General features: G+C 52.4%; 21 protein-coding genes and 1 tRNA gene. 12 read left to right on the top strand and 10 right to left on the bottom strand.

Features of this window, described 5'->3' with window-relative positions; genetic code table 11:
• Nucleotides 1-2,298: an ATP-binding protein gene (locus Q1M54_RS14835; RefSeq protein ID WP_300558756.1), complete on the top strand. Its 2,298-nt coding sequence runs from the start codon at nucleotides 1-3 to the stop codon at nucleotides 2,296-2,298.
• Between the two features lie 18 nt (nucleotides 2,299-2,316).
• Nucleotides 2,317-2,979, top strand: coding sequence for a response regulator (locus Q1M54_RS14830; RefSeq protein ID WP_300558753.1), 663 nt, complete (start codon nucleotides 2,317-2,319; stop codon nucleotides 2,977-2,979).
• Nucleotides 2,980-3,331: 352 nt separating this feature from the next.
• Here Q1M54_RS14830 and Q1M54_RS14825 read toward each other — a convergent pair whose 3' ends face one another.
• Together Q1M54_RS14825 and Q1M54_RS14820 are read right to left on the bottom strand one after the other, a co-directional pair.
• A complete protein-coding gene (locus tag Q1M54_RS14825; RefSeq protein ID WP_300558750.1) occupies nucleotides 3,332-4,126 on the bottom strand; it encodes a hypothetical protein in 795 nt (264 codons plus the stop codon).
• A 260-nt stretch (nucleotides 4,127-4,386) separates the two neighbouring features.
• A complete protein-coding gene (locus Q1M54_RS14820; protein WP_300558748.1) occupies nucleotides 4,387-5,568 on the bottom strand; it encodes a serine hydrolase in 1,182 nt (393 codons plus the stop codon).
• Between the two features lie 406 nt (nucleotides 5,569-5,974).
• Here Q1M54_RS14820 and Q1M54_RS14815 point away from each other — a divergent pair.
• From Q1M54_RS14815 to Q1M54_RS14800, 4 genes are all read left to right on the top strand, one after another.
• Nucleotides 5,975-6,050 (top strand) — tRNA-Phe (locus tag Q1M54_RS14815).
• A gap of 111 nt (nucleotides 6,051-6,161) precedes the next feature.
• On the top strand, nucleotides 6,162-7,454 hold the full coding sequence (locus tag Q1M54_RS14810) for a tyrosine-type recombinase/integrase (protein WP_300558746.1): 1,293 nt from the start codon (nucleotides 6,162-6,164) through the stop codon (nucleotides 7,452-7,454).
• A gap of 183 nt (nucleotides 7,455-7,637) precedes the next feature.
• Nucleotides 7,638-9,419, top strand: coding sequence for a hypothetical protein (locus Q1M54_RS14805; protein WP_300558745.1), 1,782 nt, complete (start codon nucleotides 7,638-7,640; stop codon nucleotides 9,417-9,419).
• A 36-nt stretch (nucleotides 9,420-9,455) separates the two neighbouring features.
• Nucleotides 9,456-10,322, top strand: a complete 867-nt coding sequence (locus Q1M54_RS14800) for a hypothetical protein (RefSeq protein ID WP_300558744.1) — start codon at nucleotides 9,456-9,458, stop codon at nucleotides 10,320-10,322.
• Nucleotides 10,323-10,653: 331 nt separating this feature from the next.
• Here the strand turns inward: Q1M54_RS14800 and Q1M54_RS14795 are convergent, their stop codons facing one another.
• Entirely contained in the window at nucleotides 10,654-11,319 is a 666-nt protein-coding gene (locus Q1M54_RS14795; RefSeq protein ID WP_300558743.1) for an AAA family ATPase, read from the bottom strand.
• 86 nt (nucleotides 11,320-11,405) lie between these two features.
• Nucleotides 11,406-12,134: a hypothetical protein gene (locus Q1M54_RS14790; protein WP_300558741.1), complete on the bottom strand. Its 729-nt coding sequence runs from the start codon at nucleotides 12,132-12,134 to the stop codon at nucleotides 11,406-11,408.
• Nucleotides 12,135-12,349: 215 nt separating this feature from the next.
• On the opposite strand from Q1M54_RS14790, the gene Q1M54_RS14785 reads away from it, so the two are divergent.
• Nucleotides 12,350-13,084, top strand: a complete 735-nt coding sequence (locus tag Q1M54_RS14785) for a hypothetical protein (protein WP_300558739.1) — start codon at nucleotides 12,350-12,352, stop codon at nucleotides 13,082-13,084.
• 21 nt (nucleotides 13,085-13,105) lie between these two features.
• Here the strand turns inward: Q1M54_RS14785 and Q1M54_RS14780 are convergent, their stop codons facing one another.
• The gene (locus Q1M54_RS14780; RefSeq protein ID WP_300558737.1) at nucleotides 13,106-13,678 is read right to left on the bottom strand and encodes a site-specific integrase; all 573 of its coding nucleotides are present in this window, start codon (nucleotides 13,676-13,678) and stop codon (nucleotides 13,106-13,108) included.
• Nucleotides 13,679-14,550: 872 nt separating this feature from the next.
• Nucleotides 14,551-14,898, bottom strand: a complete 348-nt coding sequence (locus Q1M54_RS14775) for a hypothetical protein (protein WP_300558734.1) — start codon at nucleotides 14,896-14,898, stop codon at nucleotides 14,551-14,553.
• Between the two features lie 154 nt (nucleotides 14,899-15,052).
• Between Q1M54_RS14775 and Q1M54_RS14770 the strand changes: the two genes are divergently transcribed.
• Both Q1M54_RS14770 and Q1M54_RS14765 read left to right on the top strand, forming a co-directional pair.
• Nucleotides 15,053-15,493 carry a DUF6641 family protein gene (locus Q1M54_RS14770; RefSeq protein WP_300558766.1) on the top strand — a complete coding sequence of 147 codons (441 nt, stop codon included), beginning with the start codon at nucleotides 15,053-15,055 and terminating at the stop codon, nucleotides 15,491-15,493.
• Nucleotides 15,494-15,648: 155 nt separating this feature from the next.
• Nucleotides 15,649-15,789, top strand: coding sequence for a hypothetical protein (locus Q1M54_RS14765; protein ID WP_300558732.1), 141 nt, complete (start codon nucleotides 15,649-15,651; stop codon nucleotides 15,787-15,789).
• 351 nt (nucleotides 15,790-16,140) lie between these two features.
• Here Q1M54_RS14765 and Q1M54_RS14760 read toward each other — a convergent pair whose 3' ends face one another.
• Together Q1M54_RS14760 and Q1M54_RS14755 are read right to left on the bottom strand one after the other, a co-directional pair.
• Nucleotides 16,141-17,064: an MBL fold metallo-hydrolase gene (locus tag Q1M54_RS14760; protein ID WP_300558730.1), complete on the bottom strand. Its 924-nt coding sequence runs from the start codon at nucleotides 17,062-17,064 to the stop codon at nucleotides 16,141-16,143.
• A 3-nt stretch (nucleotides 17,065-17,067) separates the two neighbouring features.
• The gene (locus Q1M54_RS14755) at nucleotides 17,068-18,753 is read right to left on the bottom strand and encodes an AMP-binding protein (RefSeq protein ID WP_300558728.1); all 1,686 of its coding nucleotides are present in this window, start codon (nucleotides 18,751-18,753) and stop codon (nucleotides 17,068-17,070) included.
• A 160-nt stretch (nucleotides 18,754-18,913) separates the two neighbouring features.
• Between Q1M54_RS14755 and Q1M54_RS14750 the strand changes: the two genes are divergently transcribed.
• The 3 genes from Q1M54_RS14750 to lnt all read left to right on the top strand — a co-directional run bounded on the left by Q1M54_RS14750 (nucleotide 18,914) and on the right by lnt (nucleotide 22,213).
• Entirely contained in the window at nucleotides 18,914-19,663 is a 750-nt protein-coding gene (locus tag Q1M54_RS14750; protein ID WP_300558726.1) for a GNAT family N-acetyltransferase, read from the top strand.
• A 70-nt stretch (nucleotides 19,664-19,733) separates the two neighbouring features.
• On the top strand, nucleotides 19,734-20,642 hold the full coding sequence (locus Q1M54_RS14745) for a transporter associated domain-containing protein (protein ID WP_300558724.1): 909 nt from the start codon (nucleotides 19,734-19,736) through the stop codon (nucleotides 20,640-20,642).
• On the top strand, nucleotides 20,639-22,213 hold the full coding sequence (gene lnt, locus Q1M54_RS14740; RefSeq protein ID WP_300558722.1) for an apolipoprotein N-acyltransferase: 1,575 nt from the start codon (nucleotides 20,639-20,641) through the stop codon (nucleotides 22,211-22,213). Before Q1M54_RS14745 ends, lnt begins: the two co-directional genes overlap by 4 nt.
• 86 nt (nucleotides 22,214-22,299) lie before the next feature.
• On the opposite strand, the gene priA is transcribed toward lnt, so the two are convergent.
• Both priA and Q1M54_RS14730 read right to left on the bottom strand, forming a co-directional pair.
• Nucleotides 22,300-24,405: a primosomal protein N' gene (gene priA / locus Q1M54_RS14735; RefSeq protein ID WP_300558720.1), complete on the bottom strand. Its 2,106-nt coding sequence runs from the start codon at nucleotides 24,403-24,405 to the stop codon at nucleotides 22,300-22,302.
• Nucleotides 24,406-24,787: 382 nt separating this feature from the next.
• A partial coding sequence (locus Q1M54_RS14730) for a uroporphyrinogen decarboxylase family protein (protein ID WP_300558719.1) occupies nucleotides 24,788-25,051 on the bottom strand: 264 nt, incomplete at its 5' end.

Genomic DNA, 25,051 nt, shown 5'->3' with positions numbered 1-25,051 from the left:
ATGCCTTGGGCCCAAGCCTATCGCCAAAAGTTCACCAGTCTGCCCAAAGGGGCCAGCCGCTGGCTGTTGTTGGTGGGCGCGCTCAGCTCGGTGCTGATCGGAGTGGGTTTGTTGGTGCTCATGACGCAGGCGACCGACCAAAGCGAAAATTTCAACCACAACTACGAATGGCTGGTCGTCACCAATGCAGTAGTTGCTGGTGGTCTGTTGTTGACGATTTTGTGGGGCTCTGTTCGGCTTTGGCTGAGGCTGCGCAAGGGTCAGTTTGGCGCACGCTTGCTGGTCAAGTTGGCGGGCATCTTTGCCTTGGTAGGGGTTGTGCCTGGCGTGCTGATTTATGTGGTGTCCTACCAATTTGTGTCGCGTTCAATTGAAAGCTGGTTCGACGTCAAGGTCGAAGCCGCGCTGGTGGCCGGCTTGAACTTGGGCAGGGCTACGCTGGACACTTTGAGCGAGGACCTTGCCAAACAAGCCAAAGCCGCAGCCGCGAACTTGGCAGAATCGGGCGAAGCGAACCCCGGTTTGGCTGTCGAAAAAATCCGCACTCAGATTGGCGCCATCGATGTGACCATTTGGACAGCGGGCGGTCGCATGGTGGCCAGTGCCGGGCAATCGCAATTTCAGATTCGTTCCGAGCGACCCACCAACCTGCAATTCAGGGAGGCCCGCAAGAATACGAGCTTGTCTTGGTATGAGGGCCTTGATGAATCTGCTTCTGGTGCAGACAAGGGCCGCATCAAAGTGCTGGTGTTGATCCCGCAGTGGAGCCTGGCACTTGACGAGGATCGGCGTCTCTTGCAAGTGATTCAAGAACTGCCGCCCACATTGGTCAACAACGCCCTTGAAGTGCAGGCAGCTTACCGCGAATACCAAGAAAGGGCTCTGGCCCGTGAAGGTTTACGGCGCATGTACATCGGCACCCTCACACTGAGTTTGTTCATGGCGGTTTTGGGCGCCATTTTGCTGGCAGTGTTGTTGGGTAACCAATTGGCCAGACCTTTGTTGCTGCTGGCACATGGCATGCGCCAGGTGGCTGCAGGCGACCTCCGTCCCAAGTTGGCTTTGCAGGGCAAAGACGAGTTGGGTGGGCTGACCCGATCATTCGCCGACATGACCCAGCAACTGGCCGATGCCAGGGGTAACGTCGAGCGCAGCCTCAGTCAACTTGATCAAGCCAGAAGCAACCTGCAAACCATTTTGGACAACCTGACGGCCGGTGTCATGGTTCTGGATGCGCAAGGGCGCATACAGTCTGCCAACCCCGGTGCGACGCGCATCTTGCGCGTACCCGTTGCGGCGCACGATCAGCAAAGTATTTTGAGCCTGCCCGGCCTGACCGAGTTCGCCAAAGGGGTGTCTGATCAGTTCACAGCATTGGGTGCCGATACGGGGGCGCATGAACTCGACCATTGGCAAAAGTCATTTGAAATCCACGCGTCTGGCCAAGGTTTAAGTCAAACCGGTGTGAATTTGTTGGCGCGTGGCGCCGTTTTGCCTGATGGCATGCGTCTATTGGTGTTCGACGATATCTCCGAGATTGTGTCTGCGGAGCGGGCGCAGGCCTGGGGCGAAGTCGCCCGGCGGCTGGCCCATGAGATCAAGAACCCACTCACCCCGATTCAGTTGTCGGCCGAACGCTTGGAGCGCCGACTGATCGGTAAGCTGGATGCTTCTGACGAAGTGGTTTTGGCCAAATCGGTCAAGACCATCGTGGACCAAGTCGATGCCATGAAGCGCTTGGTCAATGAATTTCGTGACTACGCACGCCTGCCATCGGCAGAGCTCAAGCCATTGCAGCTCAATGCACTGATCACCGATGTCATGGCCTTGTATGCCACGGAACCGATGGACAGCACACCGCGCCCCAAAGTCATGGCTGACCTTGATCCGGCATGCCCGTTCATATTGGGCGACGAGCAGCAACTGCGGCAGGTCATTCATAACCTGTTGCAGAACGCGCAAGATGCTTGTGAGTTGCGGGGAGATGGGGCGTCGCAAGCCCGTGTTCAGGTGCGCACCGAATGGCGTCCCGCCCGGCAGCGCGTCCGAATGACCGTGACCGACTCAGGTCCGGGCTTTGCTCCCCATATTCTCCAGCGAGCGTTTGAACCCTATGTGACCACCAAAGCGAAGGGCACAGGATTGGGCCTGGCGGTCGTCAAGAAAATAGCCGACGAACACGCCGCTCGCATCGAGATGGGCAACTTGCTGGAAGATGGTGACATACAAGGCGCGCAAGTCTCGTTATCATTCGCGGTGGTGCAAGAAGCACAGGGGCCTCAATCGCCCACTTCATGAACAGAGACAAACAGGCTTATGGCAAATATATTGGTGGTGGACGACGAGCTGGGCATTCGCGACCTGCTCTCCGAGATCCTCTTTGACGAAGGGCACCAGGTTGAACTTGCCGAGAACGCAGCTCAGGCTCGCGAAGCCCGACTCAACATGCGACCTGATCTGGTTTTGCTGGACATCTGGATGCCCGATACCGATGGCGTTAGCCTGCTCAAAGAGTGGGCTGCATCGGGTTTGTTGACCATGCCTGTGATCATGATGAGTGGGCACGCCACCATCGACACCGCTGTCGAGGCGGTCAAAATCGGCGCCCAAGCTTTCCTTGAAAAACCCATTACCCTGCAAAAACTCCTCAAGGCGGTCGAGCAGGGTTTGGCGCGAGTTCAAGTTCAACAAGCCATGCTGGCTGCAGCGCCGCAGCCCCTTTCCAGCACCTTGTCCATCTCCAGTCTGGTGGTCCATGAGACCGTCGCCACCCCCGATGTTCAACAAAGCTTTGAACTGGACCGTCCGCTGCGTGAGGCGCGTGACGCTTTCGAAAAAGCCTACTTCGAATTTCATTTGGCACACGAAGCCGGATCCATGACCCGTGTGGCAGAAAAAACAGGCTTGGAGCGAACCCATTTGTACAGAAAGCTCAAGCAATTGGGCGTCGACTTGACCCGCAGCAAACGCCACAGCTGACGGGGCTCAAGAGACCCGGAAGCAGCGTTCGACTCTGCTATGAATGTTGCTTTCCGGCCCGGTAGCTCGGTTGGTAGAGTACCTGACCGCATTTACGGGTACTGAATGCTACTAACGCAACAGTCGCAAGCACTTGCTGAACGATGGCACGAGGTACCTTGCAGAGCAATCAGAGTGTTTTTGGATAATGGAGCCATCGCAATTTACCTTGTGGAGACTGGCACAGCATATTTCTTTCGTTGCATCGCTCCACTTCAGTTTTGACATCATTATTTGTCTACTGATTTGTGTAGTGCCAACCGAACGAGTTTTGTGTGTCCCCAAGCGCCAATTTTCTTTACGCTCAGCCTTGCTATGAAAAAAACCGTAAGAGTTTGAGTTTTGTTCGGACCATGTCAGCTAATTGATGTTGCTGCTTTTCATTCAGTGTCCGGTGCAAAGCATTTCCGTAATCACGCTTTACTTTAAGCGCTGCAGTCAGGGCGTTGAAATAGTCCAGCATGGCTTCAGGAATTTCAAGAAAATCAACGGATGGATCTGAAAGCGCCCTGGCGATATTGCTGTTGACTTGGTCGCCTTTTGCACCGAGAGCTGCCACTTGCGATGATGCATCCTGAAACAGGTTTGCAGCAGTTTTTGTCTGAGCTTCGGACATGCCAAGCTTGCGAACATATTCATCACTGGACAGATTTTCGATCTTGGCCAGATAGACAGAATTTTTCGTCATTGAGCTGAATGCTTTAGTAATGGTAGGGGCCATCCTTCCTCTAAAGTTCAAGCGCTGTTTTTCATCCAGACTGGCATCAAATTTTGCCCAGTGGCTTGCGATCTTATGATGGCCCATGACGGTCTCGTGTAGACGACCCTGATAGTGTGTTACCAAAACACTCGAGAGGTCAGAAAATGTGGCGTCCCTTCGGTCAATTGCCTCACTGATCGTTTGCTTGAATGATTTCTTTGTGCCACCAGTGACGTCTGGAAATTTTTTGGTGCTCTCAATCGCCTCGTTCAATAGCGCTGTTTGTGCTTCAGTCAGATTGATTCCTCTGACTGCTACGTTCGCATCAAGGAGCAGATCATTTGTTCCTCTACCGGCATTGGTCGTCACAGAAGTCAGCGACAGAATGACGATTGCAATTGATTTCATCAGATTTAATCGAAGCATTTTTTTCCTGTTTCTTGATTTCGACCAGTATTTTTTAAATGCACAAGGGTTTGAGCATGAGGGCGAAAAACGGCGGAGTGGGCAGCCTCACTCCACGCCGTCTTGCTTCCTTGCAAGCGAATCCACAGCCGCCAAACGTCCCCTGACCAAGCGTCAATTTTATTTACGGTCAGTCACCAGCCGTAAAGCAGCACCGGACCTAACTGTGAAATCGTGAACAAGAGCAAGCTGGTACCGATGCTTTATTTCAAACTCGCCCACTCTGCATAAAGTGAGTAGAGTTCTGCCATGTAGTTCTCAACATTTGAGAATGCAATCAGAACTCTGTTGTTGGCATGATTCCAACCGATGCGTTGCCCCCCATGGCCCGCAGCCCAGTAGCTGTCGCGATGTTTGAAGTTATCAGTCCAAATTTGATAACCATACCCGTCAAAGTGAGCGCCAATTTTTCGTGAATTTGGTATTTGCTTTTTGACGGCTCTGCGAATGTAATCTGCGAAGCATCCGGTGCCCGATTCGTTGGCCTTGACCCATGCCGCGAACCTGATCCAGTCTTCAAGGTACATGCGAACATTTCCATCCGATGTCCCATATCCAAAGTGGTCCTGGCCGATGATGGCGGGTCTTCTGATACCGGCGGGGATCAGTACTTCTCGTTCGACATATTTGGCGTATGTTGTGCCCGTAGTCTTGTTCAGTGCAACACCGAGAGTCAGAGGGTCAGTACTACGATAGATAAACAGTTCACCGGGCTTCAAAGGGATGCCTTGACTATTTTTGGCTGCACAGGATACCTGACTTGTGGAGAGAATGTCCAAGTAAGTCATGGAACCACTGCGAACTCGCTGGTCTTGCTCCGATGTCCAAATGGTAGTGTCTGGGTTCCCGGCCCATGTGCCGGAGCTCATTTTCAGCAAGTGCTCTATGGTCGCTTTTCCAAGATCGGTGCCAGATAACTCTGGAATCAACTTGCCGACCTCATCGTCCAGGGACATTTTGCCCTCGCAAATAGCTTTGCCCACTGCCATTGCAGTCACTGTCTTGCCAACGCTGAAGCTGAGAAATCGATTGGATGAACCAGCCGGGGACTTGTAGCCTACCCAAACAACTTGGTTCGCATCGACGAGAGCCATCGCTTTGGCAGAAGAATGTTCAAAAAGCCGCTGTGCTTTTTCGACTATCTCTTTTTCATGACTCAATGGCGCTCTGAAAACCAATGAGGATGCAGGCTTTGCAACCCTGGTTTGGTAATGCCAAGCTTGACCATTAGATAAAAGCCATTCGTCTGGTGCCGAAGAGAACTGTCCCGAACTGGGTAATTGAGCTAACACTGTTAACGGTAAGCACATCAATGAAGCCAGTGCAGATTTCCAGAAAGCACACCTAGTCATGGCATAGGGCGCATTAATCGTGTCAGATCTCAAGATGGCCCATCCTTTCAGTTGCTCTCAGCCAAGGTTTCTTTCTTTAATATACAAGGGCTTGTGTGCTGTTGGCAATGAATGAAGACGTAGCAAACCTGAAGGACCACTCTGGCCAACGCTGCCCCATAGGATTAAAAACGGTCCAGTAACAAGCTGTGCGCCAGGCATGGCCGCAGCGTAAATTTTCTTGACGCTTGAGAAATGCATTCAACGTTCAAACCGACTGGGGCAACCGCAAGCCTGTGGCGCATCCGCACCCCGCACGGTGCTCAATAAGTGTGCAACGTCTGTGCTAAGACGCTGGCACAGCAAAACGTCAGCCAAGATTTGGACCATCCGGTGACGCACTTTTTGGGATGCAGCAGGAATCCTCGCGGAAAAGTCCTGCTACAATCCCATCCTTACCGGCCCGGTAGCTCAGTTGGTAGAGCAGCGGATTGAAAATCCGCGTGTCGGCAGTTCGATTCTGCCCCAGGCCACCAGATACACCCCACAGTTTCGCAAGAGGCTGTGGGGTTTTTCTTTGGGGGTTACAGCGTAATCACACGCTGCCAACGCTCCCTCTACTTGCTACACGCTGTGGGGCTTGCTAAATGACGCAGCCACCGCAAAAGCCCCAGTATTTAGACAGCCAGCGACATGCGGATGGGCAAAATTCTGCGTTTCAAAACACCACCCTCCGTTCGTTTCTCACAGCCCTCCAACCCGCACAGCCCAAAGCCATTTACTTGCGAGACGGCGAAGTTGTTTTGTATCGCCGTAGCCGCAGTTTGCTGTACCAGTGTCGCTACCGATTGGCTGACGGCAGTTGGACGAGACAGACGACGGGCAAAGCCGCTTTAGAACACGCCATTGCCCGTGCTTGCGACATCTACGACGAAGCCAGATACCGACAACGGCTGGGTTTAGCACACCAAGCACACTCTGTCGCACAGATTGCGGCTATTTGCTGTGTTGACTTGCGGCAGCAGATTGACGCGAAGGGCAAGAAGACGGCGTTGAATGACTATCTAAGCATCATCGAACGCTACTTCGTGCCTTACTTTGGGGAGCGTCAGTTGGAGACATTGACGCACACGGACATACGGGAGTTTGAACTGTGGCGAGATAGGCAAATGACACGCCGTCCCAAAACATCAACACTCAACAACTTCACAAGTGCTTGGAGCCGTGTGATTGAAACGGCAGTAAGTCGTGGCTACATCTCAGAGCGTGTGCCAGTACCCAAACTCACCAGCAAAGGCGAGAAGGGCAAAACACGCCCAGCGTTCAGCAAGGAAGAAATTGATGTGTTGTTGGAGTTTATAGAAGGGTGGAGCCAGCAAGGCAGGCTGGCTGTAGAACGCGAGATACGCCCGCTGTTGCGTGACTATGTGGAGATGTTGCTTTACACGGGTATGCGGCACGGTACGGAGGCAATGGGCATACGGTGGCGGGATTTGGAGTGGCACACAAAGGATGGTGTGCGGTATTTGCGAGTGTGGGTAGATGGCAAAACCGGCGGGCGTTGGTTGATTGCCAAGCACAAGGCAGTAGATGTGCTGCGTAGGCTACACGCGAGGCAGAAGGACATTTGCGAACTGTCGTTTGAAACGACATTCGCAGAGCGGGTGCCTCACAAGTTGTTCAGGTTCAGTGACGGCTATCAACCACCCAGTTTGAACGGCACATTCAGGCGGCTGATGCGAGATACAGGTTTGCTGAAGAACGAGGACGGGCAGACACGCACTCTGTATTCGTTGCGGCACACCTACGCCACCTTTGAACTACTACGAAGTGGCACTGACATACACACGCTCAGCAAGCAGATGGGCAACTCTGCGGCAATGATTGAACGGCACTACTCAAAGTTGACGGCAACTATGGCAGCGGATAAGCTTGCTTGAGGCTTCCTTCAAGAAAAATCAATTTATCTCATACAAAACTGTGCTGTGTACTAGCAAACGGGCACAGCAAGTTAATACTTTTTAATCATAACTTGCATAAATGAAAAAATTCAGCAAAAATGACATCTTTGCATATCCATGTCGGAGTTTTACAGCTTTATGAGCTGGGAAGGTTAGTAAATAATGCCCTTTGAAAAAATACTAATCGCGCTAATCCGAAATACCAAATCAATTAAAGCGTTATTTTTTACCATAATTTTTTTATTGAATGCAAATTGTTATGCTCAATATATCCTAGATGACTCATTAATTGTGGGAGATAAGATTGAAGGTGTTGTAAAAATTAAAGATAACTCATCTAACAATGCGAAAATTCTAATGATTCCATTGCCGGATGGGCAGTGGAATATTCGTAAAATAGAAAGGCAAAAAGCATCTTTTTTTATAAAAGAGAATAGCATAATATACTTGGATAAAATAGAAAATAATTATGTACTTGAGTCAATCACTATTGATGTCAAGCTAACAAATAGCCCCAATTATTGCAAGCTTTATGAAAATGCTACTTATTTGAATTTGGTGTCACGGCACAGTAATATTTCTGATAATGCATCAGATTGTCAGGCTCTACAATTTTCCAAATCATTAAACTCCACAAATCGATTGGCTAATGAATTCAAAAAGGCGTGGACGAAATCTGGAATTGATTGGACTGATGAGCAATATATATTAACGCATATTTATAACAGAATTCAAAATAATCAGATAATTATTTTATATTCAGCTTATATTTCTAAACATTCAATCGCTAAAGACTGGGACTCTACCGAGCAAAATAGTAAACTGAGAAAGTGGGCCAATATCTACTATCAAACGATGATTGCAGCAATCACCAATGATTCCAAAAGTTTAGAAAAAATATCATCATTAAGTCATCAAATAGATTCTAGATTTAAAGACCATCTTAAGTTGGTTGAAAGCGCTGCAGTGGCATTAAGCTTGAATACGGAGTCTATTGATCAAAAATTAAACTTTAATAACAACCCTTCTGTCAAACCCGATAGCTTAACGACGAACTCCAATGAGAATTATTCAGTACCGCTGCAAACGAGCCCATCTTCTACCGCTAAGATTGATGCATTCACTCTACATGTCCCTTCGAATATTACAGAGCTAGTCAGCCCCAATCCTCAAGTGCTCTCTATTGACATTAGTACGCTTAAAAAACAGCAAAACGAGGCTGAGAAAGGAGGAGTAAACATAAAAAGTTCGAGACTTCACCAGGGATTGGCAAATGATGACTTAAACAAACACATAAACTCATCCCGGATGAATCCCTCAACCAACTCGATGCAAGGTTTCAGCTCGAAAGAAATTAGCACTACAACCCACGTCGAACAATCGATTCGCACTAATGCGGATAAGTCTATATCAGAAAATAAAAGTGTCAATCAGCACCGTCAGTCGATTCCTCAAGATTCAAAGGAAAAATACCAACAACAAGTCGACGCGACTGAAGCTATAATGCAAAGCGGGAAAATATATCATTGTCTGCCAGGATATATTCTTGCCCTGCACCAAAATAAAATTAACTTTGCAGAAAAATGGAAGCTAAGAGTTAATAAACAAGAAAAAATTCCAGAAAAATTTAATGGTAGAAATAATGATGAGCTAGTTATTACTGAAGCTTGCTATGAGAATGAAAGGGCTCAATATTGGTGGGATAGTAATGTTAAAATTACCAGCAAAGGATATCATACAAGTTTAACTTCATGCGGAGATAAAATCGTATTTGTAGAAAGCGATACGAATAACAAAGGGCGTCCGACACTGTTTTTAAAAAGCCCTGGAAGGAATGCTGAAGTTTTGAGAGCAACTTGCTTTCCCGTTAATCAATGCGAAAATCTGCCGCCTGGGCCATTTGTTAATTACGTAGCTAGCAAGTCTCTATGTCATAAAAGATAATTTTAGACAATAAAGCCATAAAGAAAGATTTCAGCGATGGAAAATAGAAAGAGCTTTGCAATTGCTGCTTTTACATTGGTAATTTTATTCGCTATAAAATCGGCATCTGCTGAAACTTGGGAAAATTTTCTTTCAAAGCAGTCTAAAGAATTCAAGGAGAATATCGTTAAGGTAAATAAATTGATAGAAAAAGACAAGGTGCTGGCAAAGAGTTTTTCTGATATGAGAGGTGAGTATGCAAAATTATTGAGAAATCCAAAAATTGATAAACAATTGCTACTTCAGATAATGGATAATTTTAAATTTAGCCTTTATCAATGTGCATATGATGATGCTGACTGCGTATTGGATGTTGTGCTTAGCATTTCCACCACCTTTAGGCTTAATAATTTAAATAATTCTCAGTGGAGTCCTCTGAATTATGTTCGGCCATCATATAATAATCATGAATCAATTTATGATGAATATTATTCAAAGCTTAAAGAAAAAACCATAGCAGCTGAAAAACAGATTTCCAAAGCAATTAAAGAAGAAGAAATTAATAGAGCAGCAACCCTATATTCTTGTGAGCTTAAGTTTGCAACACTCAATTTTCTTATAGGAAATGATGGGATGGTTAAAATTCCAAGTTTTAAATTTAAAAGAGAGTCCAGCTCCTATGAACAATGCTACCTGCCCGGAACGCTTAAGACATCTCGAGCTTATCCGTTTAAGACTGACGGAAATAAGTACACATGGAAAGGAGACGATAAATTTATATCATATGAACTTGTAAAATCAGATTCTTCGAACTCATCGAAGAGTTTTCTTTACTGGGAAAATACTGACAAAATGTCTAATCCGACGGGACTGCACAGGGGGGCATGTCGAATTATAGATGAGTGTCCATCATCATTGAGGTGAGTGCTATATAATTTATAGACATTGAAACCGGTAATTATTTAAATATTAACCGCAGAGCACCCAAATCGGCTGCGTTAATTCGTTGCTTGCGACTATAAACTATCGTTACTCAGTGTTAAATTTATTGCCGCTATTTCTTATATAATAATACCTATGATCCTTATGTCATGATGAGCTATTTTAAAAATTAATATAAGTTACGAATTTACACCAGCGACCAAGGGATTGACATAATCTTATCTTAATTGGTATATGGTGGAAATCAGTCAGGAAGAAAAAAGCCCGCTCAATGGCGGGCTTTTTGTATGGTGTCGTTCAAAACGACATTGTTTTAAGGGGTGCTGGCACTCTGCTTGCGGCGGGCAAGGCGTTTGACACGGCTCATCACTTCACGCATTGAGCCATTGGCAGCGGCAATCTCAGCCGTCAATTCAGTGTCGTTTAAAACGACATTCAAATCCGCAGCCACCTTGCGGGCAATGGGCAGCAGTTGCCCCGTGCTGGCAGCGTTCATTTCAACCAAAACGCACCTGTCTTTGAGTCCTTTGTCCAACGACGAAATGTTGTTGGTTGTGAGAATGAAGATGGCACGCTTGGTGTTCATAACTGACTTGAGACTTTGCTGTGCCAGTTTTGACAGGTTATCCACCTCGTCCAAAACAAAGTAGTGCAAGCCACTGGCATTAAGAGAGCTCTTGCTCAGCTGCTTATCCAGCAAGGTTGTCACTTGAGGGCCATTAAATCCTTGCTGGCAGGCAATGAACTCTTCAGGCATAGCCAACTCTTTCCCTGTTCGTCCCATTTCGATACATTCAGGCAGCATCTTTGCGAGCGTGGTTTTGCCAGTGCCAAAGGCGCCGTAAAGCAGAATGCCGCACTTGCCATTGTCAGGCAGTTTCTCAAAGCTGCAAATGATGTCCTCAATGCGCAGGTAAGATTCTTCGTTGCCGTAGATGATGTCAAACGGCGTGGTAGGTGTGTAATCAATGGAAGTCATATAAATCCTTTGTATAAAATAATGTCGTTTTGAACGACAGATAAACAGGGCAGTGAGCAGCCCTGTGCTGCCCACTTGCCTATTAATTACGCAGCTTTCTTTTGCTCTGCGTAAAGGGCGGCAAAGGCGGCATTGACTGCCCCGCCAGCCCGTGTAAAGCCACGCACAACAAAAGCACCTTCTGCGTTTTGTTCAGCAATCAGCAGGCAGCAATCACCCATAAACTCGCCGTCAGCCAGCAGAGACAGTGCCTCTGATTTCACAGTAGCCAGTTCAGGCATACATTCAAACTGCTGTTTCGCTGTTGCTGCTTTAATTTTGGGTTTGATGAAGGTGGCACTTTGGCTGAGGCGGATTTCTTGTATGCCGCCGTTCTGCTCAATCCACTCTGCCAGTTGTGTCGCCATAACCTTTTGCTTGATGGCTTCACGCAGTACCAGTGAGTAGGTGCTGAGGCGGCGTCTGTCCACCGCACCAAACACAGCCTTTACAACACGGGTGGCAGGTGAAGCGTCTTTCTTGTAGGAGTAGCCACGCAGTTTGTAGAAGGCTTCCAAACCAGCGTTGCGTTGCTTGGCAAGTTCAGGCGTGTCCGCTTGGGCAATGGCAAGGCATTTGGCAAGCACGGCATACAGAGCCAGGTTGCTGGTGCGGTAAACGCCTTCTTCCCAAACAACACGCTGAGTTTCCAAATCTGCCAGCACTTTAGTCAGCGGCTGGGCAACGGCAAGGGGAGTTAAAGTAATTTCGTCGTTTTGAACGACAACGGTGGAAGTGGGTTGAGCCACAAGAGACATAGCGGTAGCATTTGACATAGGATTCTCCTTTGATTGTCAGAATTAAAGATAAAAAAGTTAAAGAAGCAGCGTCAAAGACGCAAACACTGAGCAGTGCTGAAAACGGAATAAACCGTTGATTTTTATGGAAAAATTATCTTGAACGGTGATTCGTTTAAGATGTATCTATTGTAAATTTTTAGGCTGATTTTGAGACCAGTTATTCATAATCGTGTAATTAGAGTGTTAAACAAATGAGCATTGTTTTCAAAGCCCAGCACCCCATCTTTGGGCGGGGTAAAAAGCCGTTGGGCTTGTCCTACCAACAACGCAGCCCCTACTACTGGTGGTGGGAGTTTTTGCGGCGGAATAGGGACTACGCTGACTGCTGTGCTGCTGGTGGCACGGGGGCGTTGGCAGGGCTCTACGCTGACTTTGGTGTCGTTTCAAACGACAACTTCAAAGAGTGGTGGACAGGGCACGGGTTCCGTCTGTTTGCGGAGCAGGCAAAGCCCGTCAAACTGTTTGAACTGGATACGCCCGCTGACTGGGATAGCTGTTGGACAAAAGACGCTGTGATGGTGGTGGCTGTGCCGCTGGATATACCCAAACGCAACCTACAGGGTTTCTTTGCCCGTTTGCTCAAAGACAGGCACGGCGGCAAGCGTGGGCGTAAGGCACTGAGTGATGCGGACGCCAGCAACGCCCGTTATCCCTTGCACCGCAATGTCAGCATCCACACTCTGCGTATTCAACTGGCTGTCTATGACGCTGTATTGGCAGCAAGAGCCAGTCCGAAGAAAATAACGCTGGCTCAAATTGCAAAAAGTGTAGGAATCAACCCCAAATCCAACAAAAGAACAGAGGGCGAGGTGATGGATGCGGCAAGGCGGCGTTCAGTGTTGGCGGCAACTGTCAGTCGTCACTTCAAAGATGCCCAACGCATCGTTGCCAACACGGCAAAAGGGCAGTTTCCCAACAGTGATTGACGCTGTCGTTTAAAACGACATTCAAACCAACTCAACAGCACGGCGTTTGACATCGTCATTGACGGTGACATAACGCTGGGTTGTGGCAATGCTTTTGTGTCCAGCAAGTGCGGCAAGCACGAACACTGAAACGCCCTGTGACGCAAGACTGGTTAGAAATGTCTTTCTGCCTGAATGGCTGCTGGCATTGCTCACGCCTGCTCGTTTGTAAACCCAGTAAAAGTGCTGAGCCAGTGTGTTGGGCGAAAAGTGACGGCGGGGTCCCCTGTGTGATGGGAACAATGGCAGTTCTGGTGACTTGTTGGTGCGTGTCTCAATGTAGTCTGCCAACTCTGCCTGTAAGCGGCTGTTGATGTAAATGGTGCGGGCGTGTTGGTGTTTGACGCGATGTGCTGCCAAAAAAACCTCACTACGCACAGCCCCCTTGTTGTCCAACACATCGCCCAGTGTCAGCCCAGCAACTTCGCTGACACGCAAGCCCGCAGCAACCGTCATCATCAACATTGCCCTGTTGCGTTGTGCGTAGGGTTGCGTTGCCGTGTATGCCAAAACCGTTTGTAGTTCTGCGGGTGTGAGTGATTTTGCTGCTGCCATTTCGTGCTCCAAATAATGTGCGTGAAATAAGTTTGCTTTCTTTGACGCTGGACGAGCAAGAGAAACCCGATGCTTTGGCGGGTTGATAGTGATCTGTTGAAAAACAAGAGGTTGCGTTGCCGTCCAAGTAGTTTGCGTATTCTGTTTGGTCTCGTGTATTTACACAGATGCGTGGGCAACGGGCAATGAAGTGGGCAAGAACGCTTAAAACGCCCTACAAGCGTGTGCGTGCCAGCGTCATAGTCGTAGCGGACTAGCCGCTCAAAATCACCGCGTGTAGGGCTGATTTGATGTGTTGCTGTGCGTTGCTGCCCAAATCCCATTTGCTGCTACAGAAAAATTGCTGCGTAATTTCTGCGTGATGCTGAGATCTCGCCACCTGGTGATTTGCTCTAACTGTGGTGTTGAACAAGAGTGCGGTCATACAAAAGTTTGACCGATGTATTTCTATACACCTGACGCACTCGAAAGATGTAGGAAGATGATTTAGAGCGAACGCTGTTCGCTTGCGTATCGCTTGCCGCTCACGCAATCCGCTTCGCTTTCTGTATTTGAGATGACTGGTTTGGGAAAGTTTTGAGCAAACGACGGCTATGTCATCGCGTAGATGAACAGAAGCCGCCGTGTCGTTCTGGTCAGTGCAAAGCCCATCGCAGGACGAGATTGGAAGAGTTTGACGCGAGACGAATGTATTAAAACTCGCAATCTGCTTCTGCATTGATTTGCATTGCAGCAACTCTGCGGCTCACTCAATGCAACAAGCCTCCAATCCAACCTGTTGCGAGTGCAGGGGCATTAGCCGTCATATTCCACCCTGCGTTTGTTCCCTTTGTTTGAGCAGTGGAGTATCTGCTGTAGTAGTGCCTGAATGTTTAGTGTTGTGCCAGTGCCAAATGTCGGTGCTGTTTGAATAGTTGTCTGTTGATTTTGCTGCTGATGTTGAGAACGGGATTGGCAGATGCAGGCTTGAGACGGCAGCGTGTTCGCTTGTTGCTCATCGCCTGCTGAAACTGTTCCAGTGTCGTGCGTTGTGATTGATTCAGTAGGTTGCTGTGATGTTTGAGAAGAGCGTGTGCCTGTTGTTGTGCCTGTAGTAATCGAATGTGAGTAGTGCCAAATGTTTGAGCGTTAAAACCAGCGTCTGCCAGCCACTCGTTGGCTTTGATGGTGTCTGCTGTTTCGTATTTGCGGATTTGGTGTTGTAGTTCGTGTTTCTGCATACAAGTATTTAGCAACGACCAAACAATGCCTGTGTAAAAGTGAATGATTGTTTGGTGTGTGTGGCACTTTGACACTGGACGGCATAAAGAGGTTGTCCAGATGTTGGTGATGAAAATAAAGTTAGTTCATTGCTACACACAAAGGAATAACGCAATGACAGCACTGACAGGTTTGAAATTGACAGCAGCACAGAAGCCTACGCAGATGTCGCCAATCCAACAACGCCGCAACAAGTTGGCAAAACGCTTGTGGGAGCAGATGGAACTGGCAAAGGCAGAGCAATCGGGCACGACATTCGCTCCCAAACGCTTTCGCTCTGTCGTTCAAAACGACACGGGACAACGCATCCAAGTTGAGCAAGCCAAACGCATCAAGCAATGGTGGTTTGTTGCGGACAACGGCAAGTTGGTATTGAGCGTGAGATACGGCACCAAGTTGCTGGAACTGGCAAAGGGCAAGTGGGCAGTGGAAGTGGGCACTGAGAAAGAATTGGTGCCTACGCTGGAACTGCTGAAGAGTGCTGTGCTAGCTGGTGAGTTGGACACGCAGATTGAAGCGGCAGCCAACAAACTGCGTGAGGGTTTTGGCGGGTAAGGATTGAGGTAGAGGGTATGGTTTTTTGAAAAGCACGGTTTTTGCCACGCTGCGTAGGTAGGGTGAAAAACCGTGCGTTTCTCAAAACAGGGGTGAGTAAATACTTGATGCGTATTGACGAAATCATCCGAAAACCCATTAAGCCCAAGCCACCGATGAACCCCGCCCAAGCCCGCATCCACAGCCTCAAGCAAGGCGTAGAGCGTAGCAAGGAACAACTACGAACAGAACGCGAGCGACAACGACAGCAGCGTGAGGCAGAACGCAAACGCAAGCAGATGCAGCAACGCTTCTAACGCTGCGTGGTGCTGTGCTTGGCAGCGTAGTGCAACGCTGAAATGTTGCAAAACTGCGTGAAAAAGCTGGTTATGACGGCGAAATGTAGTGATTAAAAAAATCACGGCGACACGGATGAGAGGTATAGTAAAAATGGTGCGAGATACATTGACAGCAGCGTTTTACGAAACGCAGCAAAAACACGCACACCCCACTTTTAGAACGCTGCAGATGCTTGAGCAAGCACGGTTAGCAGTTTGGAGAGGTGCGTTGAAAATCCGCGTGTCGGCAGTTCGATTCTGCCCCAGGCCACCAGATTCACCCCACAGTTTCGCAAGAGGCTGTGGGGTTTTTCTTTGGGTTTTGCGCCCTCACGCGTCCTGCAGCATCCCGCCTTGCATTTGCACAGCCCCGCTGCGTTCCAACTCGGCCAGCATCATGTCCAGCCAAGTCTCCAAAGTCAGGCCTTGGGCAAAGCGCTGGTGCAGGCTGTGCAGATAGGGCACGCGGGTGGCCCAGTCGCTGAACTCGGCTTTGGAGATCTGGCCCCATTCCAGCAGTTTGAACTTGAGCAGCACTTTGGCGCCATAGCGGGCGTGCCGCTCGGGGTTTTGGGCAAAGCCGTTGAGCTTGCTGCGGGCCAAGGCCAAGGCAGGGGCCAGTTCTGTGAACACCGCGCCGTGGCCAGGAATGATGGTGGCTGGATTCAGGTGCTCAATCAGGTCCAGCGTTTGCGCCACTTCGTCGAAGGCGTCCACGCCTTCGAGCTCCGGAAACACCACGCCAAAGCCGTTTTGCCAAAGAGCGTCAGCCGACATCAACAAGCGGTGCTCGGGGGCAAACAAGATGACCGAGTGCGGGTCGTGTCCGGGTGCGGCGTGCACTTGCCAGTCCATGTCTCCCCAGCGGTGGGTGCTGCCCGGTTGCAGCAAGCCATTGAAGCGAAATGCAGGGCAGTTTTGCCCCGTGGGTTTGTAGCTGAGTGCGTCTTCAGTCCAATGCTGTATCGCCTGGGCCAGCCCGGGTGGGATCCAGGTGTGCAGCTCGGGGTAATGCGTTTGCAGCGCATGGTTGCCGCCGCAGTGGTCGCTGTGCAGGTGGGTGTTGACCAACAGATCAAGCGACCGACCTTGTAAGGCATGTTGCACCAGCGCCAGTGTCTGCGCTTGGTGTTTCACATAACCACTGTCGACCAAAGTGGCGCCTTCGGCGCCTTGCAGCACGACGTTGTTGGCCGACAGCCAGCCGCGTTCGAGCACGGTCACGCCCGAAGGCAGGAAGCTGACGCGGGTCATGCTTTATTTGCTGGTGCGCAGTTCGCGGCGCAAGATTTTGCCGACGTTGGACTTGGGTAGTTCGTCGCGGAACTCGATGTATTTTGGGCGCTTGTAGCCGGTCAGATTCTCGTGACAGAAACGGGCCACGGCTTCTTCGGTCAGCATGGCGTCGTTGCGCACCACAAACACTTTGATGGTTTCGCCCTGCATGGTGTCGGGGATGCCCACAGCGGCGCATTCGACCACACCGGGGCAGGTCGAGATGAGGTTTTCCAGCTCGCTGGGGAAGACGTTGAAGCCGCTGACAATGATCATGTCCTTTTTGCGGTCCACGATGCGGGTATAACCTTGCTCGTCCATGATGCCGATGTCACCGGTGCGCATGAAGCCGTCTGCGGTGAAGGTCTTGGCGTTTTCAGCGGGCTGGTTGTAATAGCCGGTCATGACGTTGGGGCCGCGGATGCAGATTTCACCCGAGCTGCCTACGGGCAAACTTTGACCATCGTCGTCCTTGATGGCGATGTCGATGCCCGGCAGGGGCAGGCCAATGTTGCCACTGAAGGTTTTTTGCGTGACCGGGTTGTTGGTGCCGATCGCACAAGTCTCGCTCATGCCCCAGCCCTCGATCATGGCGCTGCCCGTGGCGTTTTGCCAGTTGCGGGCGGTGCCCTCCGAGGCGGCCATGCCGCCTGCCTGCGTGAGCTTGAGCGAAGAAAAGTCAATCGACTTGAACATCGGGTGCTGCATCAGCGCGTTGAACAGGGTATTGACCCCGGGCAGCAGATGGAAGGGTCGCTGCTTGAGCACCTCGATGAACTTGGCAAAGTCACGCGGATTGGGCACCAGGGTGAGGAAAGAGCCTTGGCGGATGGCCAGCAGGCACAGCGTCAGGGCAAAGATGTGGTACAGCGGCAAAGCCGCGATGTTGTTCACTTTGCGCAGGTCTGGCACATCGGCCAAAGCGGGTGAAAACCAGCCTTCGGCTTGCAGCATGGCCGCCACAATGTTGCGGTGGGTGAGCACAGCACCTTTGGACAAACCGGTCGTGCCCCCCGTGTATTGCAAAAACGCGATGTCGTCCATGGTTTGCGCAGTGGGGCGCAGATTCAGGCTGCGGCCTTGGCCGATGGCTTTTTTGAAGGGGGTGACGGTACGACCGTTGGTCAAGGGCAGCTCAAAAGGCGGCACCATTTTGGCCAAGTGGCGCACGGCAAACGTCAGCCAGCGGCCATTGATGGGCCCCAGCAAATCGCCAATGGAAGCCAGCACGATGTGTTTGACGGAGGTGCGTTCAATCACTTCTTGCAAGGTGGCGGCAAAGTTTTCCAGTATCACGATGGCGCTGGTGCCGGAGTCCTTGAGTTGGTGTTCGAGTTCCCGTGGCGTGTAAAGCGGGTTGACGTTCACGCAGGTGTAGCCCGCCCGCAAAATTGCGGCCATGGTGACAGCAAATTGCGGCAAGTTAGGCAGCATGATGGCCACGCGACTGCCGGGCTCAAGTCCTTTGTTTTGCAACCAAGCCCCCAGCGCGGTCGACAACTCGTCGAGCTGTTTGTAGCTCATCCAGCGGTTCATGCACACCGAGAAAGGGTTGTCGCCGTGTTCGCGAAAGGCCCTTTCAATTAAATCGGTCAGGCTTTTGTATTGTTCTGTGTCGATGTCGTGGGGCACACCGGCTGGGTAATTCTTTAGCCAAAAACGATCCATTTACTTCTCTCCTGATGGTGGGCCATTGTGACCAGCTTGAAGGCTGTTCGGTATCGGGCAATTCCCCAGTGTCAGTGGTGCAGGTCTCAGATGCGACAAAACCCGAAACAGACGTGGCCGTCGCAATGGATGCAAAATAAGTAGTAACCCTAGGACTCGCATGAATACCCCTCGAAGTTCCCGTTCTTTTGGTTGGAGTCGATGGCTCAGCACCCAGTGGCAGCGATGGTTCGGGTCTTTTGTGTCGGCCAACCCTGCAACCCCAAAGCCACGTAAAGCCTTGCCTTGGGTGCCCATCCGCTCTTTGTCGCCCCGGCACAAGCCGCGCATTGCAAGGCATTTGTTGGCTTTGCCAGCGCAAGACCGCTACCTGCGGTTTGGATATGCCGCGACCGACGAGCAAATTGGCCGCTATGTGGCGGGATTGAACTTTGTCCGGGATGAAATATTTGGCGTGTTCAACCGGCGTCTGGATTTGGTGGCCATGGCGCATTTGGCCTATTCGATCGACCCGCAATGGGCCACTTGTGCCGAGTTTGGGGTGTCGGTGTCACCGCACCAACGCGGCAAAGGCTTGGGCGCCAAGCTGTTTGGTCATGCGGTGATGCATGCACGCAATCAAGGTGTGAGCTTGTTGTTTATTCACGCCCTGAGCGAGAACGTGGCCATGCTCAAGATCGCTCGCCAAGCCGGCGCGTCGGTGCAGCGTGATGGCAGCGAAACTGAGGCTTATTTGGCTTTGCCCCAAGCCACTTTGGACAGCCAAATCAACGGTTTGGTGCAAGAGCAGATGGCCGAAGTCGATTACCAGCTCAAAATGCAAGCGAACCAGTTTCGCGAGTGGTTGTGCACGGTGCAAGAGATTCGCCAAGGGGTGCGCGATGCGCGGGATGCGGCGCGCGGGCCCTGACGCCCAGGTGTCATCCGATTCCGCTATCCTTGCAGCTTCGCCTCAACTGCATGTCCTGCAAACCTAGACCGTGTCTGACCCTCACCCCGCGCGCACAGCCGAGCGCGAAGACAAACGGAGTTTTCTGCAAAAACTGGCAGAGTTCATTCACCCCGGCCCCGACTCTGCGGCCGAATTAATCGAGACCTTGGCCGAGGCCGAGGACAACCAGATCATCAATGCCGAGAGCCGCTTGATGATCGAAGGGGTGATCCGCATGGCCGATATGACCGCTGGCGATGTCATGGTGGCGGCGCCCCGTATGGATCTGTTGAACATTGAAGACCCTGTCGATCAGTTGATGCATCAGGTCATTGACACGGCGCACTCGCGATTTCCGGTGTACGAAGGCGAACGAGAAAACGTGATTGGCATTTTGCTGGCCAAAGACCTGCTGAAGTTGCAACGTGCCCCAGAGCTGAACATCCGCGCCTTGTTACGTCCTGCGGTTTTTGTACCCGAGAGCAAGGGCCTGAACGATTTGCTGCGGCAGTTTCGCGATAACCGCAACCACTTGGCCATCGTCATTGACGAGTACGGCCGCACAGCGGGCCTGATCACCATTGAAGATGTGTTGGAACAAATTGTTGGCGAGATCGAGGACGAGTTCGACATTGCCGACGATGCGGGTGATATTTTTGGTCTGCCCGACCGCAGCTTCAGGGTCAGCGGTGACACCGCGTTGGAGCGCGTGAGCGAGGCCTTTGGCGTCGATTTGAAGCAAGCGCGTCAGGGTGACGACGACCATGATTTCGACACGCTAGGGGGGCTGATTGCCCACGAAATGGGCCATGTGCCACACCGCGGCGAGACCTATGAGTTGGCCGGGCTGCGGTTCGTGGTTTTGCACACGCGGGCCGGTGTCGTGCGTTGGTTCAAGGTGTCACCCGTGACGCCTTTGGCACCTGTGTCGATGGTGAAGTCCGGACCGTCTGCATGAACGCTGCGCCCATGCGCGGCAAAGCGTGGCCCTTGTTGTGGCCCGCATGGGCTGGTGCAGCTCAGGCAGCGTCTATCGCATGGCCCAGCAGTGGTCAAGCGCTGGGCTGGTTACAGGTCCTGAGCCTGACTTTGTTGGCAGCGGGTTTGGCTGGCCTGGCACGTCAGTCAGTCGCAGGTCCTTTTCCTGTATCCAAGCCCTTCAAACGCGCGGCTTGGCTTGGCGGTGTGTTTGCCACTGCATGGCTGGCCGGCAGTTTTTGGTGGTTGTACGTCTCCATGCACCATGTGGGCGGTTTGCCTGCGCCTTTGGCTGTGCTGGCTGTGCTGGCGCTGGCGTGTGCGTTGGCGCTTTATTACGCTTTTGCAGCGGCTGTCTGGGTGAGTTTGGCACAGGGCTGGGTGACGCAACGACCCGGCTTGGCCAGTGCCTTGTTTGCGGCTTTGTGGACTTTGGCCGAGCTGATGCGCGGGCGCTGGTTCACAGGCTTTCCTTGGGGGGCTGGCGGTTACGCTCATGTAGACGGCGTCTTGGTGGTCTGGGCCCCTTGGCTTGGCGTTTACGGTGTCGGTGCCTTGGCAGCTTGGTTGGCCATGCGCTTGGCGCTGGCGGGTTGGCGCCTGCGTGCGCTTAAACCTTTGCTGGGGGTCCTGTTGGCGTCTTGGGCTTTGCAGGGATTTGGCCCGACCTTTACCACTTCGGCAGGGCAGGGCCAGGTGCAGTTGCTGCAGGCCAATATTTCGCAAACCGACAAGTTTCAAGCGGCCAGCGGTGTGCGCGATGCGCTGCAGTGGTACGACGAACAACTGCGTGCCAGTCGCCAGCCCTTGGTGGTGGCCCCTGAGACAGCCATACCTTTGTTGCCCCAACATTTGCCGGAAGGCTATTGGTCAGGTTTGCAGCAGCACTTTGCCCAGCCAAACAGGCCTGTGGCTTTGGTGGGTGCGCCTTTGGGCAGTTTGACCGAGGGCTACGCCAATTCGGTGGTGGCATTCGGCCCGGAAGGCTTGGCGCCTTACCGTTATGACAAGTCGCATTTGGTGCCTTTTGGCGAGTTCATGCCGCCGGGTTTTGTCTGGTTCATTCGCATGATGAACATTCCTTTGGGCGAGTTCAAATCGGGTGGCTGGCGTCAGCCATCTTTGGCTTGGCAAGGCCAGCGTTTGGCGCCAAACGTTTGTTACGAGGATTTATTTGGTGAAGAATTGGCCATGCGTTTCACGGATCCGACCACTGCCCCCACCGCCTTGGTGAATGTGAGCAACATCGCTTGGTTTGGCGACACTTTGGCGGTCGATCAGCACCTGAGCATTTCGCGGCTGCGGGCCATCGAGTTGGGCCGCCCCATGCTGCGGGCCACCAACACTGGCGCCACGGCCATCATCGACCACACAGGAAAGGTCACCGAGCAATTGCCACGTTTTACCCGTGGCAGCTTGACAGGTACTTTTGAAGGCCGTAACGGGCTGACGCCGTTTGCGCGGTGGGCGGGTGCTTGGGGCTTAGGGCCACTTTGGGCTGTTTGCCTTGTTTTGGTGGCGTGGGCTGCTTGGAAGCGTCGAAAGTTTTGAGCCCTTAACTTGCCGAAAATCGCCGTCAAGCTCGGGCCTGCCCCCACTGCCCCGACTGGCTTGACGCCTCGATTGCCATAGCCGTTTTAAATGGCCTGAGGGTCTACATCCACCAACCACCGGATCACGCCTTTGTGTTCGGGCTGGCTGCGCACTTGGTGCAGGATGCCGTGAAGTAGCCACAGCACTTTTTGCAGCGCCATGCGGCTGGAACTTTCCAGCAACATTTGGGCGCGTTCCACATCGGCCACACGCTGCATGCTCATGGGCACAGCGGGGTAGAGGCTCACTTGCAACACCAAATCCGCAGTGGCAGGGTCTGCGCTTAAATGCGCTTCCAGGGTGTCGCGGGCTGAGTTCAACAACGCTTGGGCTGCTTCTTGGGTGCGGGCATCTGCCCGCAGCAGGGCCTGGTGGCTGATGGGGGGGAGCTCAGCGGCGGTGCGCTCGGCCAACTCGCTGGCGGCAAAGGCCGGGTAGTCGTGTTTTTTGAGCGCCTCAAACAGCGCGTGCTTGGGGTGAAAGGTTTGCACCCACATCTCGCTGGTGGCGCTTTGGGCGGCATCGCGTCCGGCGCGACCTGCGGCTTGCATGAGCAGGGCAAACAGCCGCTCTGGCGCCCGAAAGTCGCTTGAAAACAGCGCCGTGTCGGGGTTCACAGCTGCTACCAAGGTAATGCGCCTGAAGTCGTGGCCTTTGGCGATCATTTGGGTGCCGACCAACACATCGACCTCCCCCGAATGCACCTGCGCCAGTTGGCTCTCAAGGGCCCCCTTGAGGCGTGTGGTGTCTGCGTCGATGCGGGCAATGCGCACGGGATTGCCATCGGGCCGCAAGACGTGCGCGAGCAATTCGCCGAGGTGTTCTTCGAGTTGCTCGGTGCCTCGGCCGATGGGGGCAATGTCGGCGTTGCCGCACTCGGGGCAGGCCCGGGGCACGCGTTCGGTCAGGCCACAGTGGTGACAGCGCAAGGTGCGGTCGATTTTGTGGAACACCCGGAACGCGCTGCAGTGCTTGCACTCGCTTTTCCAGCCGCAGTCGGCGCAGTGCAGCACTGGGGCGTAGCCGCGGCGGTTGAGCAGCAGCATGCATTGCTCGCCACGCTGGACCCGCTCTTGGATGGCGGCCACCAACTGGGTGGACAGCACGGTGCGGCGCGATTGTTTGTTCATGTCCACGCGCCGCACTTTGGGCAACAGGCCTGTACCAATGCGCGAGGGCATGAGCAGGCGCTGGTAACGGCCGCCTGGGTCATCCTCAGTGGCCGGGCGGCTGAGATGCCAGCTCTCGAGCGATGGCGTGGCCGAGGCCAGCAGCACGGGGGCGTTCTGTAGCCTGCCCCGGTACACCGCCAAGTCGCGGGCCGAGTAGCGTGCGCCTTCTTGCTGTTTGTAGCTGGGGTCGTGTTCTTCGTCGACCACGATGAGTTTCAGGTGCGGCATGGACGCAAAAATCGCCATGCGCGTGCCCAGCACGATGCGGGCTTGGCCCGCGTGCGCGGCCAGCCAGGCTTTGAGGCGCTGGGCGGGCGTCATGCCGCTGTGCATCGACACCACCGCCTCGGTGCCAAAGCGGGCCTGTACCCGTTCTTCGAGCTGGGGCGTGAGGTTGATCTCGGGCACCATGAGCAGGGCTTGGGCCTGCGGGTCGGCCGCCAGCATGCGCTCAACAGCTTGTAAATACACCTCGGTCTTGCCGCTGCTAGTGCTGCCAAACAGCAAAAACGGCCCGGTGCCCTCGGCCATCTGTTCCAGCACGGCGCTTTGTTCGGACGAGAGTGCCGGACCGGGCGTGGTTTGCACGGCGCGCTCGGTGTTCTGTTTTTTTAGGCGTCGTGCCAATTGCTTGGACGTCAGGTCGCGCAGCTGCGGCGGCAAAGCCGACAAAGCCACTTCGCCCAAGGCGCGCTGGTAATACTGGGCTGAAAACTGCACCAGTTGCCGCCAGGATGCGTCCAGTGGCGGCAGACCCTCCAGAACACCCAACACATCGCGCACACTGGAGGCGGGCATGTCGTTCGGGACTTGGTCGCGGATGGCCCAGACCACCCCCAGCACTTCGCGTTGGCCAAAAGGCACGCGCACCAATTGACCGAGGTGCACCGGTACAGGGCTGCGGTAGGTCAACAAGCCGCCCACTTGGCTGTGCGCAGGGGCCTGAACGGCGATGTCAATCCAAATCGACAATGGCAAATGCTCCGATGTTTTGCATGAATTTGCAAATTTTGAGAGTTAGGTGAAGTCTCGAAATCAAGGCTAAGTGCTTGATTTCAAAGTGCTTTGGCCTCGTTCCAGAAAATCTGTGGATAACTTTGTTGAAAACTTGTCCTTAAGGTCTCCAAGGCCTTGCAAATCAAGGCCTTTGACAGATTGCTCACCAGATGGGCATTCAGATAAATATCAATCAAATCAATGACTTAGCTCATGTGTAAAAAACACACAAACCTGCTGTGTCACACCGCATATGAAAAGTGGCACGCCCTTTTTTTGTGCATAAGTCAAGAGGAAAAGTTGGTATTTTTGCAAAAAAACCGCATTTTTGGCGTGTTTGTGTGCTAGCTGAATTCTTCGGTTTTCAAGCCTTGTTGCGCAAATGGCGAGAGTGGCTGTGCACCGCTTCGACCAGTGCGGTCACATGCTCGGGTGGGGTGTATTGGCTGATGCCGTGTCCCAAGTTAAAGATGTGCGTGGGGCCCGTGGTGGCCCGGTCGGTGTGGGGGCGGCCAAAGCTGTCGAGCACGCGGCGCACCTCAGTGGCGATTTGCTGGGGCGGCGCAAACAAGATGTTCGGGTCGATGTTGCCTTGCAGCGCCTTGCCGGGGCCGCCCACCTCGCCGCC

It is taken from the genome of Limnohabitans sp. Rim8, assembly GCF_943326455.1.
Taxonomy (GTDB): domain Bacteria; phylum Pseudomonadota; class Gammaproteobacteria; order Burkholderiales; family Burkholderiaceae_C; genus Limnohabitans_A.
This window is presented reverse-complemented; position numbering and strand designations above follow the sequence as displayed.

Excerpts from the sequence above, each read along its gene's own strand:
- Q1M54_RS14835 (WP_300558756.1), top strand. The coding sequence starts at position 1 with ATGCCTTGGGCCCAAGCCTATCGCCAAAAGTTCACCAGTCTGCCCAAA.
- Q1M54_RS14830 (WP_300558753.1), top strand. The coding sequence starts at position 2,317 with ATGGCAAATATATTGGTGGTGGACGACGAGCTGGGCATTCGCGACCTG.
- Q1M54_RS14825 (WP_300558750.1), bottom strand. The coding sequence starts at position 4,126 with ATGAAATCAATTGCAATCGTCATTCTGTCGCTGACTTCTGTGACGACC.
- Q1M54_RS14810 (WP_300558746.1), top strand. The coding sequence starts at position 6,162 with ATGACGCAGCCACCGCAAAAGCCCCAGTATTTAGACAGCCAGCGACAT.
- Q1M54_RS14805 (WP_300558745.1), top strand. The coding sequence starts at position 7,638 with ATGCCCTTTGAAAAAATACTAATCGCGCTAATCCGAAATACCAAATCA.
- Q1M54_RS14800 (WP_300558744.1), top strand. The coding sequence starts at position 9,456 with ATGGAAAATAGAAAGAGCTTTGCAATTGCTGCTTTTACATTGGTAATT.
- Q1M54_RS14795 (WP_300558743.1), bottom strand. The coding sequence starts at position 11,319 with ATGACTTCCATTGATTACACACCTACCACGCCGTTTGACATCATCTAC.
- Q1M54_RS14790 (WP_300558741.1), bottom strand. The coding sequence starts at position 12,134 with ATGTCAAATGCTACCGCTATGTCTCTTGTGGCTCAACCCACTTCCACC.
- Q1M54_RS14785 (WP_300558739.1), top strand. The coding sequence starts at position 12,350 with ATGAGCATTGTTTTCAAAGCCCAGCACCCCATCTTTGGGCGGGGTAAA.
- Q1M54_RS14780 (WP_300558737.1), bottom strand. The coding sequence starts at position 13,678 with ATGGCAGCAGCAAAATCACTCACACCCGCAGAACTACAAACGGTTTTG.
- Q1M54_RS14775 (WP_300558734.1), bottom strand. The coding sequence starts at position 14,898 with ATGCAGAAACACGAACTACAACACCAAATCCGCAAATACGAAACAGCA.
- Q1M54_RS14770 (WP_300558766.1), top strand. The coding sequence starts at position 15,053 with ATGACAGCACTGACAGGTTTGAAATTGACAGCAGCACAGAAGCCTACG.
- Q1M54_RS14765 (WP_300558732.1), top strand. The coding sequence starts at position 15,649 with ATGAACCCCGCCCAAGCCCGCATCCACAGCCTCAAGCAAGGCGTAGAG.
- Q1M54_RS14760 (WP_300558730.1), bottom strand. The coding sequence starts at position 17,064 with ATGACCCGCGTCAGCTTCCTGCCTTCGGGCGTGACCGTGCTCGAACGC.
- Q1M54_RS14755 (WP_300558728.1), bottom strand. The coding sequence starts at position 18,753 with ATGGATCGTTTTTGGCTAAAGAATTACCCAGCCGGTGTGCCCCACGAC.
- Q1M54_RS14750 (WP_300558726.1), top strand. The coding sequence starts at position 18,914 with ATGAATACCCCTCGAAGTTCCCGTTCTTTTGGTTGGAGTCGATGGCTC.
- lnt (WP_300558722.1), top strand. The coding sequence starts at position 20,639 with ATGAACGCTGCGCCCATGCGCGGCAAAGCGTGGCCCTTGTTGTGGCCC.